This window comes from Kamptonema sp. UHCC 0994 (assembly GCF_029167235.1).
GTDB lineage: Bacteria > Cyanobacteriota > Cyanobacteriia > Cyanobacteriales > Microcoleaceae > Kamptonema.
The window spans coordinates 1-12,134 of sequence record NZ_JARFTR010000099.1; the positions used below are offsets into that span (position 1 = coordinate 1).

The 12,134-nt window shown below is 40.7% G+C and carries 7 protein-coding genes; 3 read left to right on the forward strand and 4 right to left on the reverse strand.

The window, feature by feature from the left end; translation table 11 throughout:
• Positions 1 to 163: 163 nt before the first annotated feature.
• The 3 genes from PY364_RS09750 to PY364_RS09760 are packed head-to-tail and all read left to right on the forward strand — an operon-like array spanning position 164 to position 2,125.
• Positions 164 to 844: a hypothetical protein gene (locus PY364_RS09750; protein WP_275522144.1), complete on the forward strand. Its 681-nt coding sequence runs from the start codon at positions 164 to 166 to the stop codon at positions 842 to 844.
• Positions 845 to 883: 39 nt separating this feature from the next.
• On the forward strand, positions 884 to 1,501 hold the full coding sequence (locus PY364_RS09755) for a GNAT family N-acetyltransferase (protein ID WP_275522145.1): 618 nt from the start codon (positions 884 to 886) through the stop codon (positions 1,499 to 1,501).
• Between the two features lie 24 nt (positions 1,502 to 1,525).
• Positions 1,526 to 2,125: a DUF1819 family protein gene (locus PY364_RS09760; protein WP_275522146.1), complete on the forward strand. Its 600-nt coding sequence runs from the start codon at positions 1,526 to 1,528 to the stop codon at positions 2,123 to 2,125.
• On the opposite strand, the gene brxL is transcribed toward PY364_RS09760, so the two are convergent.
• The 4 genes from brxL to pglX all read right to left on the reverse strand — a co-directional run bounded on the left by brxL (position 2,118) and on the right by pglX (position 12,091).
• Positions 2,118 to 4,136, reverse strand: coding sequence for a protease Lon-related BREX system protein BrxL (brxL, locus tag PY364_RS09765; protein ID WP_275522147.1), 2,019 nt, complete (start codon positions 4,134 to 4,136; stop codon positions 2,118 to 2,120). The genes PY364_RS09760 and brxL overlap by 8 nt on opposite strands.
• A gap of 86 nt (positions 4,137 to 4,222) precedes the next feature.
• Positions 4,223 to 5,878, reverse strand: coding sequence for a hypothetical protein (locus PY364_RS09770; RefSeq protein ID WP_275522149.1), 1,656 nt, complete (start codon positions 5,876 to 5,878; stop codon positions 4,223 to 4,225).
• A 63-nt stretch (positions 5,879 to 5,941) separates the two neighbouring features.
• A complete protein-coding gene (pglZ, locus tag PY364_RS09775) occupies positions 5,942 to 8,497 on the reverse strand; it encodes a BREX-1 system phosphatase PglZ type A (RefSeq protein ID WP_275522150.1) in 2,556 nt (851 codons plus the stop codon).
• A gap of 12 nt (positions 8,498 to 8,509) precedes the next feature.
• Positions 8,510 to 12,091 (reverse strand): BREX-1 system adenine-specific DNA-methyltransferase PglX, encoded by a 3,582-nt coding sequence (pglX, locus tag PY364_RS09780; protein WP_275522151.1) that lies wholly within the window; start codon positions 12,089 to 12,091, stop codon positions 8,510 to 8,512.
• Between the last annotated feature and the right edge of the window lie 43 nt (positions 12,092 to 12,134).

Genomic DNA, 12,134 nt, shown 5'->3' on the forward strand with positions numbered 1-12,134 from the left:
CTGAAGATAAACTTTTGTTGCTGCGCTCTGGTGGAAAGCCTAGTCCGGTGGAGCTTGTGAAATTAGCTGCGGCGCTTGGTTGGGAAGCTCAAAAGTTAATCGATCTGTATCAGCAAAGTTTTCCGTGCGAATGCGAACAGAACCTATAGGGAGATAAATAATTATGGAATTACACGAATATTTACCAGATGGCTGGAGAGTGGAGCTAAACAACGGAACACCATCAATCATAGCTCCTAGCCAGCAAGCTGCTGATTGCTGGCTAGAAAGACTTTGCCAGGAGTTAGTTCAAACGGCCGAAAATTTAGGCGGCATCGTTGAGCTGCGCTGGCCAAGCGCGGTGCGTGGCTATCAGTTCGATTCAAAGCTTAAAGCGATCGCTAATACTGAATCGAGCGAACCACAGAATTCCGTCATATCTACGCCTAAAGAAATCGGAGCGGCCGTCCAAAAACTCTCCCCTGCCACACCAATAGAACAAAGCCAAATTGATTTTGCGGCGCTTTACGGTAGTTCTAACCCAGTCTATATCCAGCAAATAGCCGATCAGCGGATATTGTTTGCCAACGGAGCTGCGCTAGCAGCTCAGCAAAAAACGGCAGCGGAGCTAATTGGCTCGGACGGCAGTGCTCTGGACGATCAAAGCGAGTTGGATAAAATGCACGAATATTTATTACGCGATCGCGTTATTGAACAATACGAATTTCCTGGCTGGCGATTTTACAAAGACGATGCTGGGATGTGGAGGCGCAAGCGCATGATTTTCATTGAAAACTTCACTTTTGTGTCGTTTCTTGGCGAAGTTTGTCGAATCGGCGAAGTTTTAAGCGCCGAGACAGCTTAGATGTGAGGTGAAACGAATGAGCGATAGTATATGAAGTAAATGCAGTATAAAATTGAGGTTGTTAATTCGCGCACTTTTCCTGTTTACCTATCTTCCTTAATCGAAACTTATCAGAACATTTTTGCTGAACCCCCAGAATTTCAGCAATGGAGTAATTTTGATTTGGAACAAATTCTAAGTTCCTATTTAAAAATGGGGAATTTGGCAGTTGCGTTGGCGAAGCCTGCCGTAGGCATCGCGCCTGATAATCAAGTTGTAGGTTTCTGTGCCAGCATTCCCTTCAAGGTGAGTAAACTATGGGAAAGCTCGGCATTATTTTCAAATAATCCCGTGTCGCTCTCAGCAAATTTCTTTCAGGACTGCTTTCAAATTGATGTTGAAAATTTAGATTATATTGCGGACTTGGGCGTAGTAAAAGCGTTTCGGCATCAGGGTGTTGGCACTCAATTAATGAAGGCGATAGGTGCTCTTAAAGAGCAACCGACTTTACTGCGGGTTTCTGTATGCCGCCCAGAAGCTTACGCATTGTATTATAAACTAGGTTTTCGCGATATGGGAGTGAAACAGTGGGCAGAATATCGGCGTATTGATGGTACTATCAAGTCTTCGGAAAAAATATTAATGTTTCGGTTTAGCGCGGGAACAGATTTTAGTTAAACTCGCAGCTCTTACTTGACGTGAATGACTTCTACTTCCTACATAGCTCGCACAAATAATGCCTTTATCCTCACCGAAACCGTAAAAGTGGCTCAACTGATACACCAAGGAGCGACTTTCGATGAAATTCGGCAACAAGTAATAAAAGAGGACTTATTTCAATTGCGTTCTCTGACTTCACGCCGTCGGGCATTGAACACGGTCTTCCACCGCCTGCAAAAAGTAGACCTTAGTTACATTAAATTGCTAGCCACAGGTATTACTGATATTCGTCGCCTGACCAATCTGTTTTTAATTTTGCGCTCTGACCTTCTTCTAAGAGAACTGATTGATGAAGTATTGTTAGATAAACTCAAGTGCCTTGTTTACACGGTTAATCCTGCTGACTTGCGAAGCTTTTTCGAGACTAAGCGGGAGCAAAGTTCAACCATCGCAAAGTGGTCGGATTTAACTTACCAGAAAACTGCAAGCAATACGGTGTTGGTACTTGTGAGTGCAGGGTTATTGCAAGCCATCAAGCCACGAGGGAATTATGAAATTAGACCTATTCCTATTCCAGGGGCGTTACGTCAGCAACTCTTGCTTGATGGAGAAGAACTTTACCTGCGTTTGATGCTCAACTAACACCCAGTGCTTTGAATGTTGCATCTACAGGATCGGTGTAAAAAGATGTTTGGAACTTGACAAATAGTTCAGGGGGTACAGTAGGCAGGTCAGCCGCACTGGTCATTGGTAATAAAACGCGCTTGGCACCTGCATCGAATGCTACTTGCAGACTACCTGCCAGATGACTAACTGGGGTAATTGTACCACCCAAGGTCATTTCACCAAAAATCGCTAGTTGGGGTTGTATGCTTCGTCCTAATGATGCTGAACATAAGGAGATAAACAAAGCTAGTCCGCACTCTTGGGGAAGTCCCGCCCCTTGCAAATCTAATAATTGAAGTAAGAAATCTACGTTTTCTGGATGAATAGTGCCGCTAACTCGGTGAGCGTTGGCTTTGAAGAAATTTAAGGCAATATTCATGCGGTCTTTCATACGGCTGCTACTGGCTACTCCGGTGCGAACTAGCTTCCCGTTTCCTGGTATTGTTTGTAACTCTAGTTTGAATGTGCCAATCATCTCACTATCGCCTGTGCTGACAAAGTGCAAATGACCAGGGGCGAGGGCATCTTCACCTATTAAACTTACACCCCCTTGTTCTGGTACAGAGACAAAGTGTTCTTCTAGAGTTTCCAAATCAATGTAGCTAAAGTGGACATCATAGAATTCCATCCCGCCAATTTTCTTTAGTTGCTCTTTGATGCGACGGCGGACTCGCAGTGCATATACCAGTGCTTCGCGCACGTCTTCTTTACTAAATGAGCCATCGGGGAATAGTAATTTTAACAGTCCTGATACTGTTTTGCGGACACCCTGTACATCTCGTTGCTTGAGGTTATTTCCCAGACGAAAATAGCGATCGCACGCATCTCCAAAACTACGTTTCCGCATTTCCCGCAGCCATTCGGCTAGGTAATCCACAATAAAGCCATACTGTTTAGTAAAGTTGTGCGGACTAAATTTGGGAATTTCCCAACCAGGAATGTAAGCATGAAAGCGATCGAAAAATGCTGTATCAATCATTGCTTGGGGAAAAGGGGCAAGCAGGTGAGAAGTTTTAACCAAGGACTCTACACTTTGATTAATATTGCCCACAAATACCATTGAAGCGTTGGCAGAAATTTCTGCTTTTCCCCGTGCAAACGATCCAGATGCCATATAATCTTTCATAATCTGCACGCCGTCATTGTCGTGAAAGCTAATTCCGGCGACTTCATCAAAGGCTACTACATCAAATAAGCCTACTAGCCCTACTCGGCGAGATGCCATGTTGTAAAACAAGTTGGCAACAGTAGTTTTACCACCTGAAACTAATATTGAGTTGGGCGAAACTTCTTTATAAATGTGGGATTTGCCTGTAGAACGTGGGCCTAATTCGCAGCAATTATAATTGTTTTCGCATAATGGCACCATCCGTGCTAACAAATGCCATTTCACATCTTCAGTAAATGTAGTTGGTTCTAGTCCTACAGAGCGAATTAGCAGATCGATCCATTCATTTTTGCTGAAATTTGGACGACCTGCAAACAGTTCATCCATATCCACATTTGGCATCTGGATGGGTTTGAGACTGCTGACAATGAAAGGGCTTGGATCTGCTCCAGCTTCGTATTCTAGTTGTAAGATACACCAAATACCCCCGCCTAAAAGCTTTTCATTACGTTTGATAATATCTGGGTCAATTACTACCCCTTTGATTCCCAAGTTCGCTAATTCTCCTTGGTAGATGTCAGCTTTCTCGTTTAATTTGACTGTTACGCGATCGATAATGGTAAATCTGCTTAATTCCCGAATTTTGGATTTAACTTTTTCTGCTTCGTCAGGACGGACGTAATTTTCAGCAAGGATACGTTTAACGCTTTGAATACCTTCTTCAATAGTGGTTTCGTCATCAGTGGCGCAGTACATTCCTAGTAAATATTCCAGCACGTAAACGGGAACGTTAGCACCTTCCTTGATCCTTTGGGTGAGGTCTTTACGAACTACTTTGCCGGGGTAAGTTTGATTTAGCTTTTGGTCGAGGTCATCCATGTTAGGGGTTAAAGTATATAACTTTTTAAAAGGTTTTAAGTATTAACAATATGTTACTAGATCAATGCTAGAAAAAGGCACTTTCTTTAGACAGTTTCTTCATCATCATCATTTTCTTCATTTTTATTTTCTGGAGCTTGTTTCTTAAAAGCTCTTAATTTAGTTACTGAGATTTTTTTCTCTTTGTCGTCTCCTATGAGTTTATAAACAAGGACATCTTTCGGCAATTGTTTAGAAGAATCTTCTAAACAAATAAAAATACCATCAAAGCGTTCATAAATTTTATTTACAGTGCTTTGGTTAACAACTACCTTAAAAGCAGTAAATAATTCACCCTGCTTAATTTTATCTAAATCTCCTCTCCTATTTTTAATTAAGCTATCTTTAGCTTCAGCGACTAATTCCTGTGGTATATTTAAATTAAAGTTGTCTTCTTTTGTTTCTTTATAATCTTGAAAATCGTCTGCTAAATTTGCTACAAATTTAGCTATTCCTTGATTATGATTATTTTGATTATAAAAATCCTTAATTCTATAATAAACTTGCCTAATTATATCTTGATCAAGTTCTGTTACAGAAAGATTAATCTTTTCATATCTATTAATATATACTTTTAAACGATTTTCATTCTTAAACAAATTTTCAACTCTTTTTTCCCAAGAAGCAACAGCAGATAAATTATCGATATCGAGTTTAATCACTCGTTCGTCAATTTTCTCTTTGACGAACTCTTTTAGCTCATCGGTGTAACTCTTTATTTTTTCAGGAGTACAAACTTCTTTAATAAGAGGCTGAAAAATTTGCCAGCAATCTTCTACTTCTTCTTCAATTAATTGACCAATTTCATTAGGAACCCATTTACCTAATAAAGTATCAATACTGTATATTCTCCAGATATCCGATGGTATAGGCTTAGGACAAATCGCAAAAATTGACTGAAGGTTTATTGGGTCATCTTTAATAGTTTTTATCTGTTGGGTCTTAAAATGCTTAATCTTTCTCTTGGTTTCTGGATTATTTGCTGCTTCATCTAATCTTTCTATTTCTTCTTGAGAAAGATTTAAGCGAAATATTAAATCAAATGAAGAAGACCATTTATGATAGAAGCTACCTTTTGAAAGAAGTTGAATAGCTAACTCCAATTCTTTAATTTCTGCTTTTCTTTCAGCAGAAACAGTATAATTTTCTTCCAGATGTCTAACTAAAGAAGAAAAATCCCTCATGGAAGCTACGTCATGCAATATATGACCTATTTCGATATTTTTGTTAAAACCATTGCTCGAAAAATTTGCTGATGTTACTATAACAAAACCGGAATAATCATTTAAAAATACCCAGTCTTTTTCTTCACTAATCAAGGCGTATGATTTGGCATGGAAAAGTATATTTTTACCGCCATCTATAGGAGTATAGGAAATATATTGTTGAGATAGTCCTGTTTTTTTGCTGATCTGTTCTATAAAAGAAGTTTGCTCGGTTTCCAAAAAAGAAGTTTGCTCGATTTCTAAACTTACTAATTCTTTGACAGACTGTTTAAAGTCAACTAATAAGTGAATACCTGATAATTTGTTACCCAGTATATTTTTGGCTTGTTCAAGAAAATCTAAAATGACTTGAGGCTTAAAATAGCAAGTAATTGCATAAAACACCCATTTTTTTTCTATCCTGGCCGCCTTAGTAAGTTCGCATATCATAATTTCTTTTAAAGAATTTGAATCTTTTTCATTAAATAAAATCGGCATAAATTTTATATAGTTCCTGATGTATAGGTTGAAATATTCTTCAATCTCATCTATAAAATAAAATTAAAAATCCCCAAAATCATTGGTAATTCCCAAATTTACTGTCCAAGTTTCTCGCAAAATTTCGCTTTCATCATCGGCATCTTTCACAATTAAGTAAGCAGTTGTTGGTGGATTGGTTGTAGTTACAGTCAAACGAATGCTAAATTCACGATCGCTAGGACTAACACTACTACTACTTAATTCTGCCCCCCGCACGTCTGTAATCGGTGCTAAACTCTCAGGGTCATAAAGGGCAACTGTTACCTGACGCGATCGCCATCTCCCCTCTACAGCTTCCGTTTGTACTAAACTGAGGCTAAAGCGGTTATTGGTCACTCTTCGCGCCCTGGCGTTGACTTGCACTCCCACTTTGCGGGCTGGCCCTTCATCCCCCTTAACGGCGCGTTGGTGATGGTAGGCGATCGCGGGAATGCAGATTTCTTGTAAACTAGCACCACCGTGTACATATTGGGAACCTGCACCTTGGACGGCAAAACGCAAACTACCGCGAGGAACGATCGCGATCGCACCCCCAGTATCATAAGGTAAGTTAAAGGCTTTAGTCCCGGAATCAGCTTCTAAATTTCGCCCCAAAACATAGCGACGACTTGTTTCTAGCACTCCTTCCCCCCGTAGCAAAGGGCGTTTATCGGCTTCAGCAATTAGACGGCGCTGGTATAAAAACCCATGATCTGAGGTAATTAATACATTAGTTCCGTTGAGAGAATTACAAATCTTTTTCACCAGTCGCACCAGTTCTTTAATAGTGTCAGAACAAGCTGCAAATACCTGATGTTCGCTAGCGGCTTTATCACCAATGGCATCAATGTTGTTGTGGTAAATATAGACGAGACGGTAGGCGGAAATCGCTGCCCGTCCTTTCTCACTACTCATTGTTAACAGGTCTTGGGCACTCAGTATTGTTGCTTCAACACGACTGTTTTGATCTAATACTTTCTGACGCGCTGCTGTCCCTTGGGTACTCAGTCCGTCTCTGAGCACATCATTGTTTCCAGGCAGTAACTCCAGCTTCATCCCAGGTAGTAGCGCCGCCATCCCTAACTTAGTGATGCTGGGTAAAACGCCAAACAAAGGTTCAATTGTAGTTTTTCCCCGAAGTTCTTTTTGAATAGCTTCTGCGAGTTCGCTGGCGACTTCGTACCGAAGGGCATCGGAGATAATCACAAAAGCTTTTTTTTCGCGGTCTTTTCCGCTAATAATTGGTTGTACGTGCCGTCCGAAGAAGTTAGTTTGGCTAGGAATATCTGCTAATTCCCAACTGTTTTCTAGGGAATCTGACCAGGCTTCCCCCAATTCATCTAAATACCATTGGGTGTAAAGGTTTTCTATATCATCGATTAATTCTTTGAGGATATCGCCAAAAGCTGCATCGCTGGCAACAATAAACTGACGGTAAGTTTGGTCAAAACGGTACAATTGTTTGGCATAAGCTTGAAAGAGTTGGGGTGCAGGCATCCGAAAGCCTTCTGGATATTGGCGCTTTAATTCTAAAAGTTCAATAGCTGCATCCAAGGCGCAATAAAAAGGTTCGTATTTGAAGAACCAAAACAAAGTGCGTCGGGCTTGTAACCAGTTTGGCCAAGGGGTGAGGTCAGGGGTGGGGGAACGTAAGGCTTTGACGCAGGCGCGAATGATGGCTTGGTCTACTACTTCAAAAGTAGCGGTTTCATAGAGGACTTCTGGGGATAAATTCTGGATGGCATCGAGGATGTTTAATTCCTCTGCAATTTGTTGGCTTAATTCTTTCCATCCTGGTGAGTCTTGTTGGTCGCGCATCCACTGGTCGATGAAGGCGTAAGCCCGTTGTCCGGAGGTAATAACTTGGGCTTTTAAACTATCTGGAATTGACCCCTGTAATGACTTTTCAAAATGAGTGATGAGTAGCTGTATGAACAGTTTTCGCAAGCTGGGAGTGGTGTCGGCAAAACCTGTATGTTCCTGCACGATTTGCCAGAAATCTTGAGGTTTAACAAAACGTTCAATGTCCTTCCAAAGTAAATTATCTGATTCCAATAAACCTTTTAATAAAACTTGGCGAATCATTGCGCCAGCATCGGGGACTTTTAACCCCGTTACAACCGATAACATTGCCAAAAATAACCCCCGTTCGTCGGTATCTGGGGGTAAAGCCATATTTTGCAAAGCTTCGGTACGTTTGCGGCTATTAAAAAATTTGAGACGTTCTCGAATTGTTATTTCCAGACTCCGTTGTTTTAAGCTTAAATCAGCGAAAATTAGGGCAGCGGGGTCAGCAGAAAAGGTTAAACCGGATAGTTGAATATCGAGTAACCAATTATCCTGATTTGGGGGTTCTGGAAAAGGTGCGTAGAGTAAAAAAGGTTGTTCTGGTTGTTCGATGAATAGGTGATGTTTGACGGTAAAGGGAGTATCGCCAAGTTGTAATTTTTTGATGCCATCTAATTGTAATTCGTTGAAAGCATCTGTAAATTGTCCATCTGAATCGTACCAAAACACTACTCGTCGTCCTGGGTGTGACCAACGGTTATCATCTTGAAATAAAGTTAATATGCTACTTTGAATGCGGGTAGTGTTCATTTTAGAGAGTCGTTAACCGTCAACTTTTAACAATTCTAATTTCCATTGTGCAGCTTTTTCTAAATCTGCCATTTTCAGATCGCTTCCTTCATAAACTAAACCCTTAAACCGAGTATAGTTATAAGCAACGCCATCATCTAAATCTAGTTTAATTCTGGCATCGGCCATTGTTTGTAATTTAGCTTGATAGTCGCGTAATTCTAGCTGCTGGGTTTGCAATTCTTTTAAGCGTTTAGTAGCAGCTTTTTTGGCGGCGCTATTGGTTGCATTATCAAATTGTTGTTGAGTGCGGGAAATTTCGCCATCGAGTTTGACTTGCTGTTCTAAAACATAGTCGGTGCGGAGTCGGGCGAGGGTGTCTGGACTGTAACGATGCAGGTAAACTAAGGCATTAAAAGCGCGATTTTTGCCACTGGTGAATAGCCAGTAAATCGGGCGTTTTTTATAGGTTTGGATATGGTCAGAAATGAATTCGGTTAGGAAGTAGCGGCGAATTCTATCGCGGGAGGTTTCGCCACTTCTTCGGGTTAAGGTATCGGCTATAAAATCAAGGTTTTCGGTGAGGGTTTCTGGTGAGTAAGCGACGCGGATAAATTCGACAAAGCGGTTGACGATATCATCATCAAAGTAAGCTTGGTCGGTGATAGGAATAATGGCATCAATATCAGCGGGAAAAATGCTGTGTTGTGTGGGGTCAAAGGGTTGTCCAGCGTGAATTAATCCGGGTTGATCGAGGGAATAGCGCCCCATCATGCAACCAACGGCGTAGGAGATGAGGGAACGAATATCGCGGTTTTGGTCGGCGCGACGGATGGTGATTTGGTCGTCAGGTACTTCTGGGGTGAGTTCGTCTTGTAAACCGTATGCTTCTATCCAGTATTTGTTATTTTCTTCTTCTAGGTGTTTGAGTTGTTGGAAGGCGTTTTCACTGTCGAATTGCCAGTTTTTAAAGGCTTCTGAGAGTTGGGGGGTATTATATCTTAGTAAGGGATGGATTTGGAAGTCCCAGGAGGTTTCAAAGTTATCCCAGTCTTGTTTTGATAAATCAATTGAATCCTGAGAAATTTTTATTATTGTTAAAGTATATTTTGGGCTAATTTTGACAATTGGAAACTTTGAAACTTGACCGCAAGTAACGTGCATGGTTGGAGCGAGAAACTTAAAGAAATAAGAGCTAACATGAGAGTTCAGAAGCCCTAATAAAGATAAATCTTGAATTGAACTAGAATTTTGCTTTAACGTAAGTAAAGGCCCTGTTTGATCAAATATAAATCCTTTAGGAAATTTCCGAAAAGAAGGAGATGCAATTGTAACTTCTGTCCAAGAAATACCAGGAGTAAAGTAATAATTAGGGTTGCGAATTACAGATTTTGGTTTAAATGCAAACAACTCCATTCCATCATTTTTCCAATTAATAACCCAATCTAAGTTGCCATACCATCTTCTAAACTCGCCTCCTTTAATATGAGGAAACCAGCTTTTTTGTGATAGTTTTGCCTCTTCTCTGCTATTTAGAGAAAATCCTATATTGCTATAGAAAACCTCAAACCAATTCCTTAAAAAACGAGTGTTATCAGCAGTTGCCAAGCCTTGCATGGGCGATGCTATTTTTTCTAGCAAAATTTCTGACTGAAAAATGTTTATGATATCTTTTTTTACCCAATACGCAATAATTTGACTAGGAATTTTTTTAAAGTTATCAGGCTGGATTTGATATCGCCAAGGGCAATCTTTGTTAGAAACAGCTTCAAGAGTTTTAATTTCTTGAATTTCCCAGCCTTTGAACTGACTAAGATTGATGTAATCGCCTACATAAGCTTTATGATACTTCTTAAGGAGAGTAAAGGTACAAACTGGAGTCGTAACGCTTGGAAAAGAGTTATATTCTAATTGGACTAATGTAGTTAAAGTATATTGTTTTACAATTTTTGCCCGTAATTTTTCATGACTTAAAATAAACATCCAAACATAAGGTGTGATTAATCCTACCCCTCCATTTATAGAGCATAAAAGTAAACACCGCTCTATAAAAGCCGCAAAAACATCTGATTTGGTATCAGAATAGTTCTTTTCTAAAAATAATTTAATAGTATCATTAAGTGATCTACCTCCAATATAAGGCGGATTTGCCACCACCACCCAATACTGCTTTCTCAACAATTCCGCCTGTAAAACCAACCCTCGCAACGCTGGAACAAACCCCTTAAACAACGAATCACTCGCCTCTAACGCCGCCAATTGTCTCTTTAACTTTTCCCCATCAAACGAAGGCGGAACAATCAAACTCCCCAAATTATCCGCATCCTTAAACGCCTCAATCAACCCTTGCCAATCTTTAGCATCTAACTCCGAAGCAAGCGGTAAACTTTGGCTATTCGTCCCACGCACCGCCGTAAGGTTTAACGACAAAGATTTCCTAAAAATCCGCGAATTAATTGCCCTCGCCTTCATCAAAACCGCAAAACTAGCCAACTGTACCGCCCGTTCATCAATATCCAACCCATACAAATTATGGGTCAAAATTAACTCAGGAATATCCCTTTCTAAATACCCTTGTTCCCGGTAAATCAAAAACAGCAAAGTAAAAGCATAAACCAAAATATGACCACTCCCACAAGCAGGGTCACAAACCGTTAAATCTTCCGGTTGTAACGGTTTAAAACCTTCTTTTTCCCCCTCTTGGTTAGGATTCTCCAAATAATAAGGCATATAATCCCGCAACTTCGACTCAGGATGAGACTCCAACCACAACCGCCCCAAACTATTTTCCACCATGTAACGGACAATCCAATGAGGCGTAAAAAGTTGCGTCGCTGCGGGAATATCCTGCGCCTTCACCTTAGACTTTGCCCCAATCACCTCATCCTTCTTTTCCGAAATATAAAACTGATACAACCAACCGATAATTTCCACATCCTGTTGGTCTTCCTCATCCGGTTTTTTCGCCAGCCAATCTTCCTCACTAATATCACTCACCAACCGCCGCAAAATCGAATCCTGATTTAACAAATTCCCCGGCATAAATAACGCCATATAATTCTGGCTGCGGTCAAACAAAAACGGTAAACTATCCGCCAAAGCCTCACACTGACACAACAACAACCGCCGATACAGAAACTCATCGGAATTAGGTTCCCGACTCGCCAAACTGCGCCACTGACTTAATACCTCTAAATTTAAGGCCGGTAACTTTTCTAATTCGGCAATTTCACTCGCTTCCCGTAAAATATCCGGGTCAACAAACATCGAATCACTACTACTTAAAACCCGCCCAATATAACCGTTTACTTCCATGTAGCGCAAAGCAATTAAACGGTTAAACCAAGTATAAGCAATTTCATCAATTAACGTTTCAACCGCTTCTGCCAATTTCCCTTTCTGCATCAACTCTTTCAAATGTTGACGCAATAATTCATACTGCTTCGCCTCCCGCGCATCCAAAGTTTGCCCCGCAACTAACAACCCCCCAGAAACCGTTGTTGGTTCCACCAATTGTTTAGCAGTAATCCCATATAAAGCAGCCCGCGCCGTAACTTGTTCCCGGAGGTGACGACGCGCCCAAATAGCCAAAGTTTTAACAGAGTTGCGGTTCATTTTCAGTAAAGAGACTAACAGTCCAAATTGAATGTATCTATTA

Coding starts and splice junctions, on each gene's coding strand:
- brxL (WP_275522147.1), bottom strand. CDS start 4,136: ATGGATGACCTCGACCAAAAGCTAAATCAAACTTACCCCGGCAAAGTA.
- pglZ (WP_275522150.1), bottom strand. CDS start 8,497: ATGAACACTACCCGCATTCAAAGTAGCATATTAACTTTATTTCAAGAT.
- PY364_RS09750 (WP_275522144.1), top strand. CDS start 164: ATGGAATTACACGAATATTTACCAGATGGCTGGAGAGTGGAGCTAAAC.
- PY364_RS09770 (WP_275522149.1), bottom strand. CDS start 5,878: ATGCCGATTTTATTTAATGAAAAAGATTCAAATTCTTTAAAAGAAATT.
- pglX (WP_275522151.1), bottom strand. CDS start 12,091: ATGAACCGCAACTCTGTTAAAACTTTGGCTATTTGGGCGCGTCGTCAC.
- PY364_RS09760 (WP_275522146.1), top strand. CDS start 1,526: ATGACTTCTACTTCCTACATAGCTCGCACAAATAATGCCTTTATCCTC.
- PY364_RS09755 (WP_275522145.1), top strand. CDS start 884: ATGCAGTATAAAATTGAGGTTGTTAATTCGCGCACTTTTCCTGTTTAC.